Source organism: Brevibacillus sp. HB2.2, assembly GCF_013284275.1.
Lineage (GTDB): Bacteria > Bacillota > Bacilli > Brevibacillales > Brevibacillaceae > Brevibacillus > Brevibacillus brevis_D.
The window spans coordinates 199,686-215,858 of the sequence record NZ_JABSUV010000004.1; the positions used below are offsets into that span (position 1 = coordinate 199,686).

Below are 16,173 nucleotides of genomic sequence, written 5' to 3' on the forward strand. Positions count from 1 at the left end.
TGTTTATTTTTGCTTGTCAGTTGATTGAGGCAGAGGATGAGGAAAGGGCTGGGGGATAGGTCTCCCGGCTTTTTTCGGGTTCTGCTGGGTGTAAGACATCTGGGAGGACAAGGAGGTGAAAGAATGGCAGGAACAATGATGGAAAAGTTTGATGCTTATAGTGGAGTAGTAGGTAAATATGACGATCTCGCAAAAGGACTCCAGGGCTCACTAACTCCTTTGATCGAAAAGGCTCTTGGAACAACGCTGAGCTCGGTTGCCCAAGAAGCTCAGGCGACTGAAAGAGAAAAGACACTTTTTGAAGCTGGTGGCAAAAGTAAGGAGCAACTCCTAAAGATAGAAGAGACTTCCATAACCATACGTGAGCTCAACCCTGATATAAAGAAAGATCAAGCATATAGCCTCATGGCCAAAGCTGAACTTGTGCATGCATCCAATGGTTTAAAGTATGCAGAAAAAGCAAGCATGCTGAAATACACGACGCGGTTTACGGAAGATGACATCATGAAAATGATGAGCTCCATTGAGATTTCTACTGGTAATGAAAGTACCGTTAGGCAGTCAAATGCCGTTCAGTATTTAAGCAACAAGGGAGGGGGAGCCGCGACTGGAAAATTTGTGGAGTCTATGGCTCATTTCAACCTACAGAATGGCAATTTGCTGAATACGCCTGAAAAAATGGCCGCTACCTATGTTTCAATAGGGAACCTTTTGAATGATTTTAAAACGTATGGTGCGTTATATGAGAATGCAATGAAGATGTCGGATAATGGTGATCTCGCCGCAATTCTTGAGAAGCATTACAAGGCTCAAAATAAGAAGGATGCAAAGGCCAAGGCCGCCCAAGATATAGCAACGCTGAATCGAAGTCTCGCAACAGGGGAGAAAGAAACAATAAATATCGCCCTCGGAAAACTCCTGATGACTTTTTCTAGCATCCAGGATCAAACGTTACAACAACGTGCATTCGATACTTTGAGAGGCGATGCCGGAGATGACATGGCGAAGGGTCTGCGAGAAGTAAAAGATACGGCTACAGGGGCTTTTGTGCCGGAAATGGGGAAAGAGAGCGCATATAAAGTCGGGAATGAAGCGGTGAATGCGCATCAGCTGTCTGCTCAGAACGATGCTTATTATAAAACTGGGCAGGCACAAGCGATGGCGAGAAACGAGGCCATGGAGATCGCGACTCTGTACGCAGAACAAATGTCTGGGATAAATACAGGGATTTCAAAAGCAGCTGAAGGAATAATGGGCTCGTTTAACTCTTTGGGCGAGTCGATAAAAGGTACTGTGATTTTTGTCGGAGGATTACTACTCCTTGGTAATGCTTTGAACGTTCACACGACATCTCAGCTGAAAAAATTCAAAGATCTTTGGAAAACCATAGAAAAGTTCCCTCCAGAAGCGACTGGCGGAAAAGACTGCTGCTGTTGCTGCGATGGCACACAAAGAACTCCTTCTAAAAAGAAATCAAAGAAAAAAAGTTCTCCGGATCGCCCTCCAACAGGAGAAAAATCTACTTCGAATAGTGGTGGTCCTCAAGGACAAGCGGGGAAAACAACGAGCAGAGGTCAAAACAATGCCCCAACAACTTCTACGGCAGGAAAAAAACAACCGGACGCTGGTGGCGGTAATCCGCAAAAAGAAGCAGAGAAAACTGACGGCAAAAACAAAAATCAAAACAGTGCGCCAACTACCTCCTCTGCTGCAGGAAATCAACCCGGACCAGATAGTGGCGGCAATCATGCTGAGACTGGTAAAGCTGCCAGCGGTGGCTGGAAAAAAATGCTGAAAGGAGGACTCAGAAGGGTTCCTCTTCTGGGAACTTTACTAGGCGTCACAGCTATTGCAGGCTCAGCGAACAAGCTGGATACTGCAGCACAAGTGGGGGCAGAAGCACTCGGTGGCTGGGGAGGGGCAGCAGCGGGAGCGGCTACTGGAGCAGTTATTGGTTCGGTGTTACCTGGGATTGGTACAGCAATCGGGGGGATAGTTGGTGGCTTTATTGGTGGCATGGGTGGATCAACTGCAGGTGGTGCCCTCTATGATGGGATCAAGTCGTGGTGGCAGAACAAGACTCCTGTGGCATCTGCGGGAGCTGCAGCTATGAAACCAGCAATTCAAGCAGGTCCTGCTGCTCCGAATCATTCGCCTGTTGGTAACTCACCCGGGAATCCGCAGCCTGTCTCCATTGCTATTCCGCAAGTTTCGATTCCACTGCACGTACAAGGCGTACTGCAAGATATCCCAACCATGTTAAAAATGCTCAGCGATCCATCTGTCGCGCAGAGAATCAAGGACATCATCGAGCGCTCCCTGCTGGATGCAATAGAGACGAGGGGAGGAGTAACGAAATGATCCGTCTACAGGGAAAATATAGGCTGACGTTTCCGGTTACACCTGCGGAAATCCAGTTTCGTGGCTACGGCAACGACATCGAAAGCTCGACATCGATTACGTTATTGTCCGGCAATCGCATCTCTTCCAGACGTCCAAAATCCATCTCTTTTGACTTCATCTTACCCGGAGACAGTACGGCCCCCTATGTCGAGGTACAGGGCTATCAGGGGCCTAGGCAATGGCTTGCTGGATTGGATCGCTTAACGGGCTCTGAAGCACTTTTGACTATAGACGAGCTTGATTTGGCGTGGAATGTGCTCATCGGCCCATGTGACGGAAAATTCCAAGGAAAAAACGTCGATTTTCATGGTTCGATTGAGCTACCGTTGTTTGTCAAAGATGAGTTCATTACGTGGAGCAATCAGACGCAGCTCTTATCCCCGGGTGCGGTCATTACGCGACAGCAGCCAGCTCGTCCGAACACGAGCGGGAAGGTAGCCAAAAAGACGAAGAAACAACAATCGGTCCCCAAAATAGATAGCAGAAAATCCGAGGACAGGCGAATGATGATTCACGAAAAGCTGGAAAGAGAAAACAGAATGTAACGGAGTGGATGGAATGAGAGTCATTTACGGAAAAGAACAGACCCGCTATGACCTGACCCCGGCCGTTACCGAGCTTTCCTGGTCCTCGGCTAGGGGACAAATCGCCCAAAATTGTGATGTGAAAGTCAAGGGAGGCCCGCCGCTACAAACGGCGGGTTTTTTGATGCTCTTTGCAGGCGTGGAGTTAAAAGAATCCCAGCAGCTTTTCCATGGCCCGCTCGTTCGTTTTGACCGGGATGATCGGACGGGCGATTTATCTGCAACAGCATACGAGCTTGGCTGGTATATGCAAAAAAACGAAGTCTCCAGGCTCAAGCTGGATGGAGATGCAGGGACAGAGCTTGCACGAATCATTAAGTCGGCAGGTATCCATTTTAGCTGCCCGGCATTCGGTTTTACGGTCAAGGAGAGGATCTCGTCCCAATCATATACGTCTCTCTTTACATCACTGACAGAGCAGGCGTATGAAAAGACAGGCATCCGCTATTTCGTGCAATACCAGCGCGATAAGCTGACGGTACTCCCCGAGGGGAAAAACAGCATCATCCCGATGTTCAAGGCGAGCTTGCTCACAAGCAGCTCGACGGGAGAAAGTATCGAGGATGTATACACCGTCGTGACAGTAGAGCGCTACCGGGATGATCGGGTCGTGAGCAGTGCAACGAAATCTAACGATAGCCTGGTCAAACAAATCGGACGCATGCAAAAAGTCATCGATGCAGGCGAGGACAAAAACGTAGCTGGATTGGCAGCCAAGCAGCTTGCAGAGTTGTCCAAAATCCCAAAGACACGCTCCATTTCGGTCAAGCACGAGGATGAAAATGCGGCGAGACTTCGTGCAGGCTGGCTAATCAAAATCATGGAAAAGGACAATAAATCCATCACGGATTGGATCGTCACCAACTGCCAAGCGCGTTGGAAGGGCGGTCAATACACAATGGATCTCCAATTGGAAAGGAGGACGTAAGGGATGCATTCAGTTATCGCAAAACTGCGGGGGCATGCACAAGACGGCATCGAGAACACCCAAGGGGAATTTGGCAAGCTTTTGTCAGTCTCGCCTTTGTCTGTAAAGCTCGACGAGGACCCGACACCCTTGGAGCCGTATGAGTTGTCTGTACTGCGTTCTGCCCAATTGTTGCAAGAAGATGTTGGTAAAAAAGTAGCTCTGTTGCGATGCAATAACGAACAATACCTCCTGCTTGGGGTGGTGGAGTAATGTTTCCAGAGCTGAACGGAGACGAAACACAACTGGTTCGATCATCAGATGACCCGATTCCATGGACATACAAATTCGATTGGACTACAAAACAATTGATGCAAGGGCCAGATGGTCGCTATTTGCGGACGGCTACCTATGCGGAGTATCTGGAAGAGACAGCAAAGAAAATCTTGAATACGCGTCGTTTCCGGTACGAGATTTACTCGGAAAGGTACGGAGTAGACTTCCTATATGAGACAGGAAGGATGCGCTCGGGTATTTCATTGCCAGCAATTAAGACGAAAGTACAAGAGGCGCTAGAGGCTCACAGTGAGATAGAGCGTGCGGAAGTGGTAGACATTCGGTTTGAGGACAACCGGGTCATTTTTTCGCTCGAAATGGAGGGCACGAGAGGGACAACTAGGACGGAGGTGAATACATGGCAACGTTAGACAAACCAGAAATGCCGATTCTCAGGGAAACCCCGGATCAGATTTATCAGCGAATGGCTAATCGGATGGACCAGATAGCGCAAAAGCGTGGAGAGACGCCACCAGCGACGGAAGAGGGAGAAATCTTTTATGACCTCGGCTATCCGATTGCAGAGGAAATTAGCGATCAGCAGCAGTTATTTGAGTACGGTTTTCTCCAACGGTTTCTCCCCTGGGCGGATGGAGAGTTTTTGGATGCCACAGGCGTATTCTTCGGCTTATCTCGCAATGAGGCGGAGACAGACGATGCATATCGGCAGCGCTTAATTGATCGAGCTCGTACAGAAGAGGGAGACGGCAGACGCCAAGACTACGAGCGGTGGGCGCGAAATGTAGATGGGGTAGGAGGAGCAGTTGCTATCGAGAAGGCGCGGCATGACCTATCTATCGACGTGTATATCACAGACCTGACAGGCAACCCTGCGGGGCATGACCTGGCTAAGAATGTACGGACGAAACTGGAAGACAAACGAAGAGCTTTGCATGACTTGCAGGTGTTACCCGCGAAAGTGTATCCGGTGACTATCGCTGTAAAACTTGCTTTGCGACCAGACGCGGAAATCGAGAAGGTCAAAGATCAAATTACTAAGCAAATCAAAACCTACCTAAAAGGGCGTTCTCAGATCGTGTATCAGCAGATCGGTGCGCTCTTTTTCGTGGATGGGGTAATAGATTTCACAGGCTACACCTTAAACGGCGCGGAATTGAATGTGACTGTGCCTGCTGACTCTGTATCGACACTAACGATGGCGGTGACAGCATGATACCAGAACGCTATCGGCGGATGCTGCCGCCGCAATGGTACGAGAATAAAGTGGCGGAATATCACTTTGAAGGTGCAGGGACAGTTGTAGATGCTTTCAATTTGCAGCGTGAGGACATCCTACAGCAGTTTAGCCCATGGTCAGCTACCTGGGGATTGGATGTTTGGGATTGGATTTATTTCGGGAGAAAGCAGCTGCTGAGTGTGGAGGAACGGCGAAAGAATATCCAGCAAAAGCATTGGTCGTATCTTGGATTTACCCCAAGCGTGCTGCGTGCAATTGGTTTGAGTTCCTCGTCATTCAAGCATGTCCAGATGGTCGAGGATTACGGCAAAAAGGTGATTCGGTACGTCTACCCGATTGAGGACCGATTCGATACAAAGAATGCTGTTCAAGCTGTTGAGAGAATCAGGCCAGTTCATTGTAATGGAGTCGCTTTTGAACCAGTTGTTTCGGAGAAGATCGTGCTGCGAGATGTCTTAGTCGTCGGGATTAAGGAGTACCACAAGGTCAGTGAATTTCGTGTAGGAATGACACCAATCAAGCGTTACGAGGAGGTCGTGAAATGATCCTGCCAAGCTATCTTCAAACCGTCCGGAATGACCTGCTGGCTAGGGTGTCGGGCGGCGACATTTTGATAAACGGCTCAGTTTCAGTGCCTGTACAAGCTGTGGAGATTGCTTCGCATCCGATTGCAGGCATTCAAGACGGAATTGCATTACAAGTATCTGCCCAACATGTCGCCAGTGTGCCAGTAATCACGAGCGCAAAGTTGAGGACCAGAACTGGAGCGGTCGTTGCTGAGAAGACAGGAAACATTGAAATGAACGGGGCACAGTTCGTAAACCTAGCCTTTGTTATCGAAGCGAGAGGAGGGGTGTAAGTGTCTTATGTAGCGAAAACGGACTGGAAGCACGATGATCCGGTTACCGAACACGATATTAACCGTTGGGAGCGAGGTATTGCAGATGCTCATGCAGAGCTAGCTGTGCTGATGGCAGATGTATCAAACCTGAAAGTACGAGTGAATACAATCGAATCCACCTTGCCTGACGGTTTTGTACACAATAATTTTAATGATGACCTGTCTACTATCAGCTTTATCAGGGTGATTCGGGGCTACTACAACGAAGCTCAGAGTCGGTTGGAGGTTTAGATGGTAGAAACGGGAATGGGGCGCAAGAACGGACATTTGCGTAAGAGCCAGAACCAATAACACATATGTACCCGTTCCATCCGACACAATCATGCGCCATACGATCATCATCACGGAAAGATAAGGAGGAGAAACATGCCTGTAATTACATTGTATAGTACAAACAGCATAGTTAGAGCCACGTATGTAAATTCGTCATTCCCGAATGATTCGTTCGAACCATCAACAAGCGTGTTGACGTTTGGTGTTAACGGCACTGTTGTGCTGCGATCTTTTTTGTTGTTCGACATCGGACAGATACCTAATGGGGCGATAATCAATAGCGCTAAATTACAACTAAACATACACAGTTCCAGCGGAGAAACCAGAAACTTCGAAATAAAAGCATTAGCATCCAGCTTGCCAGCTAAAGGGTCGGTGACTTGGAATTCTCAACCACAAACAATTGGTGTGTCTGCGACAGGAGCATTTGACCCCAATTCAACAGCAAACTTAGAAATGAAAAATGTTGTGCAACAATGGGTTAATGCTGATTTTGCAAATTTTGGGTTTGTCATAAAGAACCAAAGCGAGGCTAACAATAGCGGAATTTACCACTTCTACTCCGACCAGTATGCTAACGATGCGCTCAGACCGAAATTGGTTATCGACTACACGCTACCATCAGAACGAAAAGATGCTTATTTCGTGAGTGGATACCAATCGAACGCGTCAGCAACCGAATTTACGCTGTCTCCTCCAGTTGGTTATCAAGCTAACGACATCATGCTAATTGCAGTTCGCGCTGGTTCTACAGCGAATCCCATTACGGTAACCGCTGGATGGACGATGCTTTATGATAAGGTTGTCGGAAGTTACAGGTACGCCTTAGCGTACAAGAAGATAGTTGGAGCTGAACCAAATGTCAGATTCTATGCTGGCGGGGATTACGTAGGATGGTACGGGACTGTCTCTATGTATCGGAACGCTAAGGGAGTATCTGCTCCAGAACCAACACAGTACACAGGCGCACAGAACAAATACGCCCCACAGGACACGCAGTTCAACAATGTCAGCGGTACGATGGTCGTTATGAATCTGTTATCATCTGGTGCGTCAATAAGCACGATGCCAAAAGGATTTATAACACGAGCACATAACACTTACGCCGACAGCACGCAACACCTGATAGATAAGTACGTCCACAAATCGTACATCGAAAAAGGGGACGATTGCGCAACGTGGTACACCGGATCGTATCCCGGAGTATCGATGTCAGTTGCTCTACTTCCAATTGTAAATGAGCCGCCAACACCGCCAACTAACGTTCGTGTTGATAAGACATCTTACGAAACCGGAGATAACATATCCGTTAGTTTCGGAACATCGACAGACCCAGACGGTTCCGTCAGTGGATATGTCATTGGTCAATATTATCCAGAGCTGGGTTCGTGGAGTACATTCCCTAAGTTCACCGGAACGCCACCAGCAACAATAGTTTGCGGATCGATGGTAGATACCAACGCATCGAAGGTTAGGGTTGCCTCTGTTGACGACAAGGGTTTGATGTCTCCTTATGTTGAGTCTGCTACTTTCACCGTCAAACAAAAACCCGGTCAAATCGTTGCACCCGTCCGAGTAACCAGCGCTAGTTTTTACAGCGGAAACAGAGCTGGAGTGGTGAGGTTTGCCAACGGTTGGTTAGGTAGTGTAGTGAGAGACGTGTCGGGTCTGGAACTATCTGTTGTATTAAGTAAAGATAATGGAAAGACATGGGACTGGAGCGGTGACATAAGCGCAAGCGTAACCAAAGGATTCGCTATTGAAGCAAGCGGGAATATGTTGTATGTCTTATTCGCGCGAACAGCAAACACGCTCGGCTTGCACGCACTGGACGTAACGACACTTTCCAATGTTAATTTACCAGAAAACTACACGACATTGACTGGTGTAACGCTCGCTGATATCCATAGCATGGATTTGGTTTATGATGCACAAAGAAGAAAATTACTCTTGGTTACGTCAGCAAAAGTGTCTAGTCACCCTTCTTCGTTCAATTTGGTCAGACATGACGCAAATCTAACCGCCACTGGAACCATTAGGGATACGGCTTTTGTGAAACAAATCGGTACGAACAACAACACTTCTTGGCACCAAACATACCCGTCCATAGACGTGGATAGTCAAGGAACTGAATTTATAGCTTTTACTAGACAAGACGGCTCTAATTTCCTTGTTAACTTACTCAGGAGGTTGCCAAACTCCGACTTTGTCCAAAGATTCTCTAACGGCACCGGAACGTCATTTCCTACCTCAGTGGTCAGGGTGTCACCCAATGATGTTGTTAATGTCTCGTATGTGGGTATCGCCAACGGATCACCCAACAGAGCGGCTTTTACTAGGTCGACAAATGGCGGAGATAATTTCACCACTACTGTAGACTTGGGAATCGCAACGGATTCATATATATCTGTCGATCCGAACAACGCTGTGCACGTTCTTATCGAGAACAACAATACGATTTTCCATACGCATTCGTCTGATGGGTTTATTACGTTCCCTGCCGCTAAAGCTATAACCAATAGTGGTAAAAACGCCGTTTCCTTCAAAGATAAGTCATTCAAAACGAAATTTACCGTACCGCCAAGCATGTTCAGATACACAAAACCCGGAACAACGGACACGGAAATCAGATACTTTGGTTCTATCGACGTAGGAAAACCACCTGTAGTAACGTTAACAAGCCCAGCCGACAATCTAGAACTTATCGAGGGTATGAACTATACGTTCACCGGAACGGCTAGCAGTGAAGTTAACGGAGCTGTGATAGTGGTAAACGCGATTTTCGGAAGCGGAGATATACCTATAGGCACGTTCATTTCCGATGGAGTAACGCCGTACAATTTCAGTAAGACGTTCCAGTACAGGAACAAACAGATTTTCGATGGAAATACACTCGTTTCCCCCATACTGGCAGAAGACAGAGTTCACTACGCCAAAGTACAGGCTTATGACTCAACTAACAGACTACCTTCTTTGGTAGATCAAAGAGCATACACAGTCAAGTACAACATGCCGCCTGTTATCAGCGGAACAAATCAAGACCTCGGCGCGTTCATGCAAATTCCAAGCGTGAACTATTCAGCCACTGATCCAGAGGCCAACACTTTCACCTTTACCGAGTATCTGAACGGCAAGCAAATCAGGTCGTTTGCGGGCGTAGCCGGACAACAATACACAGTTGAAATTAGCTATGACGCTTGGATTCGATTGGATTTGGACGTACAGCATCAAATCAAGATCGTTGCCACGGACAGCGCGGGAATCTCATCCGAGCGAATTTACACATTCACCCGAACAGAGACCCATATCGAATTTATGCTAGAGTACGGAAATCCAGATATCAAAGCAGACTTCACATTGGACGGTATGCCATTACGTGTATTAGTGACACTTGAAAGATACTTGCCAGAAGGCTCGTCCATTGAAAGTGTGAAAGTTTGCAATAACTACTTAGATGATGTACCTACATGGGAAGATTGCACAGGGGCAGTAAAGGGAAATCGAGGCTACTTGTTCACCAATAAGAATAAAACAGCTCCCGAATGGGCTATTAATCTATGGGTGACCATCGACAAAGGAACAGCGAAGGAACGTGTACTTGTAAATGGTTATGGGGGTGCGTTCGATTAATGAAGATGCAAAATAAAGAGGCTATCTCAGTGATTAGAGAACAGCAACAAACCGATCCAGTTATGACAATGGGACAGGAGCTCTCCTCGCTCAAAATTAGCAACATCCAAAAAGATGCGTTAATCCAAAAAATGGGCGAACAGCTAGCCCAAGTTAAGCTTGAGCTTATCCAATTAAAAGGAGGTGCTAACTGATGGCATTTTGGGAGTTGGCATTTAGTATGAAGTGGGTCACAGCAGATAAGCTACGACTTGCTGTAAAGACTACATCCAATCCTTTCGGAGAAATCACGCCAGAGGAATTCAAGCAAATTACCAACCAAGATTTTTAAGCTACTACTATTTCATACACAAAGAATTGGAGTCAGCCCCGTACCTAGCGGGGCTATTTTTGTTCCCCCAAGGGGGCGAGGAGGTACGAACCTATGAAATCCCTACACAGCCTAGAAAGCATCGCAACCCCAGCAAACGCCTGGGCGACAACAGCAGGTGCAATCGTGTCGCCCGCCTTTCATTATCTTTACGGCACCAACCGCCAAGATATCCTCATCGTCCTCTTCTTCCTAATCGCCCTCGACTGGATCACGGGCATCTCCGCCGCCAAAAAGGACCAATCCTACTCCTCCGACTACGGCCTGTCCCGAATCCCCCGCACCTTGTTCCTCATGGCTCTACCAGCCGTAGCCAATCTCTTAGACCGTGTCATGGGCACCCCAGGCTTCTTATTCTACGGCGTCACCTTCGGCCTCATCTACCACACGTGGACAAGCCTGACCGCCAATGCCCACCGCGCAGGCTGGCCGATGCCCAAATCCGTTGAGAAATTAGTCAGTGCCGAAATCAAGGCAAAGGCAGAGCGTGCCAAACGAAAGGAGTCCTAGTAAACGATGAATATCACCGAGATGCTTCTAACCAACGTAAATTCCCGTCCCAAAAAGAAAATGGTCCCAAAAGGAGTCGTCATCCACTGGACGGCCAACGAACGCAGCGGGGCCAATGCCGTCGCAAACCGAAATTACTTCAACAAACCAACGACAGTAGCGAGCGCACACTACATCGTGGACGACAAGCAAATCATTCGCTGCCTGCCCGAGGACGAGATGGGCTACCACGTCGGGGCGCAGACTTATTCACAGGCCGCCTTGAACAAATTGAGCAACTATCCGAACAACTGCACGATTGGGATTGAAATGTGCGTCAATGCAGATGGAAGCTTTACGAAAATGTACGAGCAAACAGTGGCGCTGACCGCGGATATCTTGAAGCGACATGGCTGGGGAGTCGAGCACCTGTGGCGTCATTACGACATTACGGGGAAAAACTGCCCAGCCTTTTTTGTCGTCAATACGACCGCGCAAACCTATACAGGAATGCCAGCGAAGGACGCATGGACAAAGTTTCAACAGGATGTCCACAGGTTTCTCACAGCTTATCCACAAAAACCACAGCCTGATGTGGATAAGTGCACGGTTGAGCTAACACTTACTTCCACAGGAAAACTAATCGATGATGTATCCTATGTACCCATCCGTATGATTACGGAAGCAGTTGGTGGGGCAGTGGAATGGGAGCCTTCCACGCAAAAAGTGACCGTGAACGGACAGGAAGTCTCCTATGTGATCGACCAGGGAACTGCTTTTGCGAAAACAAGAGAGCTTGCTGCCTTACTTGGCTTGCAAGTGGAGTGGGACGAGCCGCGAAAAGCAGTCGTATTGAAGAAATAAAAGAAAAGCCGCAGATTCCGTCTGCGACTTTTCCCATACATACTTTTACCCAATCCGAATCTGAATGATATCCGCTGCACTCAAGACAATACTTGGTTTCGTCTCCTGCTCATTTAGGAGAATTTGCCCGTCCTTGATCTTGCGGGCAATCTGGCTGCGGCTCCAGCCTTCTATCTGTTCGGACAGCAGCTTGTCGAGGCGGAAGCGCGCCTCTGTACTCTCTATACGAATCGTCACTTCCTGAACGCCCTTTTCCTGGTATTCAAGCAAGGGGAGAATAGGGAGCGGCGCGATTTCTTCACCAAACTCCGTGTCTGGCACCTCCCGATGATCTGTAAAGGCTTTGTAGATGGCCAGCTTTTCGTTCCATGTATGATTTTTTTCGCATTTATAGATAGCGAAGCGATAGATGTTTTTACCGTTAGCGTTGTGGCGGCGGATGTTGGTATCGAAAAAGAGAACGGTTCGCCCGCAATTGCTGCAATATCGCCGTACTGGCTGAATTTCTTGATTTTCACGTAATACCCACGTATGCTCGATGGTATGCATGGTCCTTCACCTCGTATAAAAAGTGAAAGGAACGCACCTGCTATTTGGATGTCCTGTAGGGCAGACCTGTTTTTGAACACAAAAAAACGGAGATTCCCCATAGCGAACCTCCGTTAGGATATACACCTACAGATTTCGTTACGTTCCTTTGTAATGGGAAAAAAGGGCAGACTGCACCTGTACGAAAAACCGTATGTTTTCCGAAGGGCAAGCTATCCAGTTTTTTAGGCCATTACAAAGTAGATGTTGGCATACGTAGTTACCGTACCTTTCCATCCAAATAGACGTGACACCAATATACCAGATAATGGGTCAGTTTCCAAGGGGAATTGTATTGTTGATGATAGGAGGACGAGTGGTTTTGACAAGTAGCTCCTTTCCCCTTACTATTCTTTTTTGCTAAAGTAGTAAAAATATTTAGTTAATTAATGATAATGATAGTATAATGGGCTGGAAGGTGAGTTTGCCTATAATTCGGAGTGGGGATAGATGCCGATGGATGACTTGGCAGTATATTTGGACGAGCACGAGGCAGCGATCGTAAAAGAATTCAAGCGACGAATTGCCGTTTCGGACAGTGATCAATACAAGGGATTGATCCATCTGAATGGCCAAGCACTGTATCGTATGGTTATTGAATATTTTCGTTCGGAAATCACTCTTGAGGATATTAAAGAATTGGCTTACAAGGTCGCATATGAACGAAACAGGGCAGAGACCAACATTGGCGATTTCGTTTCCAACGTGTGCATGGGCCGAGAAATGGTTATCGATCTTCTCCAAAAAGGTCCTTTTACGCCTGCCACTTTAATGCCTGCCCTATTGAAAATAAACGAATGCTTTGATGTCTTTTTGGTACATGCTGTTTTTAAATATACCGATCTCAAAGACAACGATTTGGAAGAGAAGAAGCTATTTATCGAGCGTTCTCACAAAGACAGGCTCACGATTCTAGGGCAAATGGCATCCAGCTTCGTCCATGAATTCCGGAACCCGCTTACTTCCATTATGGGATTCTCGCGTTTGTTAAAAGAAGATTACCCGAACCTCCCTTACGTAGACATTATTGAAAATGAGCTGCGGCAATTGAATTACCGGGTTTCGCAGTTTTTGCTGGTCTCGAAAAAGGGAGCGGTCTATAAGCAAATGGAGGTTTTTAGCGTTTGGGAGTTGTTTGATGAGATTCTTTCCTTCCTCTATCCGAATATCGTTGACGTGAATGTGGATATCCAATGCAGTATCGATCCTACCTTCCAACTAAAAGGCTACAAGGATGAAATGAAGCAAGTGTTTATCAATATCATTTCGAATGCGCTGGATGCGTTACATAAAAAAACAAGCGATAAGGAGATCGTCATTGAGGTGTCTCAAACGCCCGACAGCTCCTTGATTACCGTTTCCAACAATGGATCGCCAATACCACCTGACCTGCTCTCGGTTATTTTTGAACCGTTTTTCACGACGAAGGAGCTCGGTACTGGAATTGGCTTATACGTCTGCAAAGAAATCATTGAGCGGCATGGAGGAACGATTACGTGCGAATCTACTGATCTGCAAACGATGTTTTCCATGCAATTCAAGCCCTGCGACATATGTACAAGTGGCTCGATGTCGATGAGCCATCATATCTAACGCTACAAAAAAACGACCTATTCCTGAAGGCACGCTCGAGAACAGACGTGCACCGTGAATAGGTCATTTTTTTGTGAAAAAAGACGGGACTGTTTATTTGCTAGCGTGAAGCGGCCTACGTGTTTGTCGTATGGTTTTGGAGATATGCTCCAGTTTGTTTACCATCCAGACCAGCATAAGCGCCAACAGACAACTACACCCGATAATCAGGAGTAAGTACAGCAGCGAGTACAACGTGTTTTCAAACAGCCAAGCGACCTCGCCATATTTCGCAAACAAATAATCTTTGAACATGATCAAAAAAGCAGAGTGAAACAAGAAAATAAAATACGTCAGCCCTTTTCGAAACTTGATGTGCAAACGATCGACGCGTTCCAAAAAGAAGACCATGAGCACGAGAAACGACAAAAGCGTGGCGAAGACAAAAGTCAAATGCACAGCCACATACAGCTTGTTTGAGATAACAAAAAACAGCGCAGCCGCAGTGGAAACACCCGTCATCAGCGTCAGGATTGAGCGGTTGTTTCGCAAAAAGGAAAGGAGCGATTCACGGTACCAATACAACACGTGCCCCATGTACAGGGTAAAAATCCAGCTCGGGAGCATATGACGCGTGGTGAGCCCGAACCAGCCCTGATGGATGAAGTTGATGTAGACGTACTGAATACCGAGCAGAATCCAAATGACAACCAAAATATTGCGCTTCGTGATCACACGACGAAACAGATAGGCAAAAACGTAATACTGACAAATCATAAACACAAAGTACAGATGGTCACCCGTTTTGCCTAAAACAATGTTTGTAAAGTCTTGGGCAGTATGAGGCATCCCTTTTTTCAACAAGTAATGGTACAGGACACCAGATACTAAATAAGGGACAAAAATATACAGAAGCTTCCCTGAAAAAAACTCGCGAGCAGTAGGGCTCTTGGCTTCAAAAGAATAAGCAGTCAAATAACCAGTGGCGACCGTCAACAGGACAGTGCCATAACGACTGATCTGATTGAGGGCCACGATCCAGAACGGATCTGTAAACGAAAGTGCAGAAGCCGTGAAATGACCGACTACAACGAGAAAACTTGAGAAGAGCTGGATGTAAAACAGAGATTTCAAGATTTTTGAATCTGTATACATTTCGATATTCTCCATTTCATCGTTTGTCGGCTGACGTTGTCGCTCAAACAATAAACTGTGAATGGTTTTATGATAATAAAGTTTTCTTTGATTCGTATTTGGACAGGGGAGGGGGATTCCGGAAAAAAATAAAAAGAAAGAAAGCCACCCCGCGCGTGTAGCTTTCGCACGAGAATGGCTTTCATACATTATTTCGGATTCTTTTTCATTTCATCGATGGTCTCACTGACCACAAACGCCAAATCGTCATTGCCAAACAGTGACAATACACCGAGGAGAGTCGCATCAGGAATGTCCTCAGCTTCTTCTTTGGGAACGGTATTGTCCAGCATTTGAGCGAGTAACGTATTTTCCCCTTGAGCGGGATAAGCGCGGCGGTATAATTCGCGTGCATCGAGACCGTGATTCACACACCATTGGGCAAAAACGAGAATCATCATGCCCTCATCGCGCTGGTAGGCTTGAATCACTTGATCTTCCATCTCTTTTCGGTTCATGGGCATACTCCTCTAACATTCGTACGTCATGAGCCTATTGTAGAGAAGAGGAAGAATACCCGCAAGAAAAAAGAAAAGAAGGACTCAAGAGTTCCGTTTGCTGCTGTGATTGGTTATGACCGGTAGCATGCGCGTGTCTTTTACCATTCGGGCATGGCAAAAAGGGCAGCTCGGGCTCTTATCAAAGGAAAAGTTATCTCTCATCCAGCACGTACAGCCCTCGTTACTGCACGTCCATACATCTGTTTCCTCTTCTTCGATTGGAACGACTGCTTTTTTTGAGAAATACACATGAACTCCTCCTTTGCAGGGCAAAAGTGCACAAAGTAACCTCTATTAATGTGTGATGGAAAGCGCATGAATATACCAAGATTTTCTTTGGTAGTAGGTAAAAAAAGAGGCCGCG

19 protein-coding genes are annotated in these 16,173 nt (G+C 46.9%); 15 read left to right on the forward strand and 4 right to left on the reverse strand.

Translation table 11 applies throughout. From position 1 onward, the window contains the following. Positions 1-123: 123 nt before the first annotated feature. The 14 genes from HP401_RS04575 to HP401_RS04640 all read left to right on the forward strand — a co-directional run bounded on the left by HP401_RS04575 (position 124) and on the right by HP401_RS04640 (position 11,955). Entirely contained in the window at positions 124-2,361 is a 2,238-nt protein-coding gene (locus tag HP401_RS04575; protein WP_173604237.1) for a hypothetical protein, read from the forward strand. Further along, on the forward strand, positions 2,358-2,948 hold the full coding sequence (locus tag HP401_RS04580; RefSeq protein ID WP_173604238.1) for a hypothetical protein: 591 nt from the start codon (positions 2,358-2,360) through the stop codon (positions 2,946-2,948). Before HP401_RS04575 ends, HP401_RS04580 begins: the two co-directional genes overlap by 4 nt. A 13-nt stretch (positions 2,949-2,961) precedes the next feature. After that, the gene (locus HP401_RS04585) at positions 2,962-3,915 is read left to right on the forward strand and encodes an XkdQ/YqbQ family protein (protein ID WP_173604239.1); all 954 of its coding nucleotides are present in this window, start codon (positions 2,962-2,964) and stop codon (positions 3,913-3,915) included. 3 nt (positions 3,916-3,918) lie between these two features. Next, the gene (locus tag HP401_RS04590) at positions 3,919-4,167 is read left to right on the forward strand and encodes a hypothetical protein (RefSeq protein WP_173604240.1); all 249 of its coding nucleotides are present in this window, start codon (positions 3,919-3,921) and stop codon (positions 4,165-4,167) included. Next, a complete protein-coding gene (locus HP401_RS04595; RefSeq protein WP_173604241.1) occupies positions 4,167-4,601 on the forward strand; it encodes a DUF2634 domain-containing protein in 435 nt (144 codons plus the stop codon). The genes HP401_RS04590 and HP401_RS04595 overlap by 1 nt, the downstream gene beginning before the upstream one ends. Further along, positions 4,589-5,404, forward strand: coding sequence for a baseplate J/gp47 family protein (locus tag HP401_RS04600; RefSeq protein WP_173604242.1), 816 nt, complete (start codon positions 4,589-4,591; stop codon positions 5,402-5,404). Before HP401_RS04595 ends, HP401_RS04600 begins: the two co-directional genes overlap by 13 nt. Next, positions 5,401-5,973: a hypothetical protein gene (locus HP401_RS04605; RefSeq protein ID WP_173604243.1), complete on the forward strand. Its 573-nt coding sequence runs from the start codon at positions 5,401-5,403 to the stop codon at positions 5,971-5,973. Before HP401_RS04600 ends, HP401_RS04605 begins: the two co-directional genes overlap by 4 nt. After that, complete coding sequence (locus HP401_RS04610; protein ID WP_173604244.1) at positions 5,970-6,287, forward strand: hypothetical protein; 318 nt, start codon at positions 5,970-5,972, stop codon at positions 6,285-6,287. Before HP401_RS04605 ends, HP401_RS04610 begins: the two co-directional genes overlap by 4 nt. Then, positions 6,288-6,560, forward strand: coding sequence for a hypothetical protein (locus tag HP401_RS04615; RefSeq protein WP_087348948.1), 273 nt, complete (start codon positions 6,288-6,290; stop codon positions 6,558-6,560). Positions 6,561-6,695: 135 nt separating this feature from the next. Then, entirely contained in the window at positions 6,696-10,232 is a 3,537-nt protein-coding gene (locus tag HP401_RS04620; RefSeq protein WP_173604245.1) for a DNRLRE domain-containing protein, read from the forward strand. Beyond that, a complete protein-coding gene (locus tag HP401_RS04625; RefSeq protein ID WP_173604246.1) occupies positions 10,232-10,426 on the forward strand; it encodes an XkdW family protein in 195 nt (64 codons plus the stop codon). The genes HP401_RS04620 and HP401_RS04625 overlap by 1 nt, the downstream gene beginning before the upstream one ends. Continuing rightward, the gene (locus tag HP401_RS04630; protein ID WP_173604247.1) at positions 10,426-10,563 is read left to right on the forward strand and encodes an XkdX family protein; all 138 of its coding nucleotides are present in this window, start codon (positions 10,426-10,428) and stop codon (positions 10,561-10,563) included. The genes HP401_RS04625 and HP401_RS04630 overlap by 1 nt, the downstream gene beginning before the upstream one ends. A gap of 93 nt (positions 10,564-10,656) precedes the next feature. Further along, the gene (locus HP401_RS04635; RefSeq protein ID WP_087348958.1) at positions 10,657-11,112 is read left to right on the forward strand and encodes a phage holin family protein; all 456 of its coding nucleotides are present in this window, start codon (positions 10,657-10,659) and stop codon (positions 11,110-11,112) included. A gap of 6 nt (positions 11,113-11,118) precedes the next feature. After that, the gene (locus tag HP401_RS04640; RefSeq protein ID WP_173604248.1) at positions 11,119-11,955 is read left to right on the forward strand and encodes an N-acetylmuramoyl-L-alanine amidase; all 837 of its coding nucleotides are present in this window, start codon (positions 11,119-11,121) and stop codon (positions 11,953-11,955) included. 45 nt (positions 11,956-12,000) lie between these two features. Here the strand turns inward: HP401_RS04640 and HP401_RS04645 are convergent, their stop codons facing one another. Further along, the gene (locus tag HP401_RS04645; RefSeq protein WP_173604249.1) at positions 12,001-12,504 is read right to left on the reverse strand and encodes a S4 domain-containing protein; all 504 of its coding nucleotides are present in this window, start codon (positions 12,502-12,504) and stop codon (positions 12,001-12,003) included. A gap of 489 nt (positions 12,505-12,993) precedes the next feature. Between HP401_RS04645 and HP401_RS04650 the strand changes: the two genes are divergently transcribed. Continuing rightward, on the forward strand, positions 12,994-14,136 hold the full coding sequence (locus HP401_RS04650) for a sensor histidine kinase (RefSeq protein ID WP_173604250.1): 1,143 nt from the start codon (positions 12,994-12,996) through the stop codon (positions 14,134-14,136). Positions 14,137-14,229: 93 nt separating this feature from the next. On the opposite strand, the gene HP401_RS04655 is transcribed toward HP401_RS04650, so the two are convergent. From HP401_RS04655 to HP401_RS04665, 3 genes are all read right to left on the reverse strand, one after another. Beyond that, positions 14,230-15,270 carry an acyltransferase family protein gene (locus tag HP401_RS04655; protein WP_173604251.1) on the reverse strand — a complete coding sequence of 347 codons (1,041 nt, stop codon included), beginning with the start codon at positions 15,268-15,270 and terminating at the stop codon, positions 14,230-14,232. Between the two features lie 188 nt (positions 15,271-15,458). Beyond that, positions 15,459-15,767, reverse strand: coding sequence for a hypothetical protein (locus tag HP401_RS04660; RefSeq protein WP_016741286.1), 309 nt, complete (start codon positions 15,765-15,767; stop codon positions 15,459-15,461). A gap of 84 nt (positions 15,768-15,851) precedes the next feature. Beyond that, positions 15,852-16,058 carry a cold-shock protein gene (locus HP401_RS04665; protein WP_081496852.1) on the reverse strand — a complete coding sequence of 69 codons (207 nt, stop codon included), beginning with the start codon at positions 16,056-16,058 and terminating at the stop codon, positions 15,852-15,854. Between the last annotated feature and the right edge of the window lie 115 nt (positions 16,059-16,173).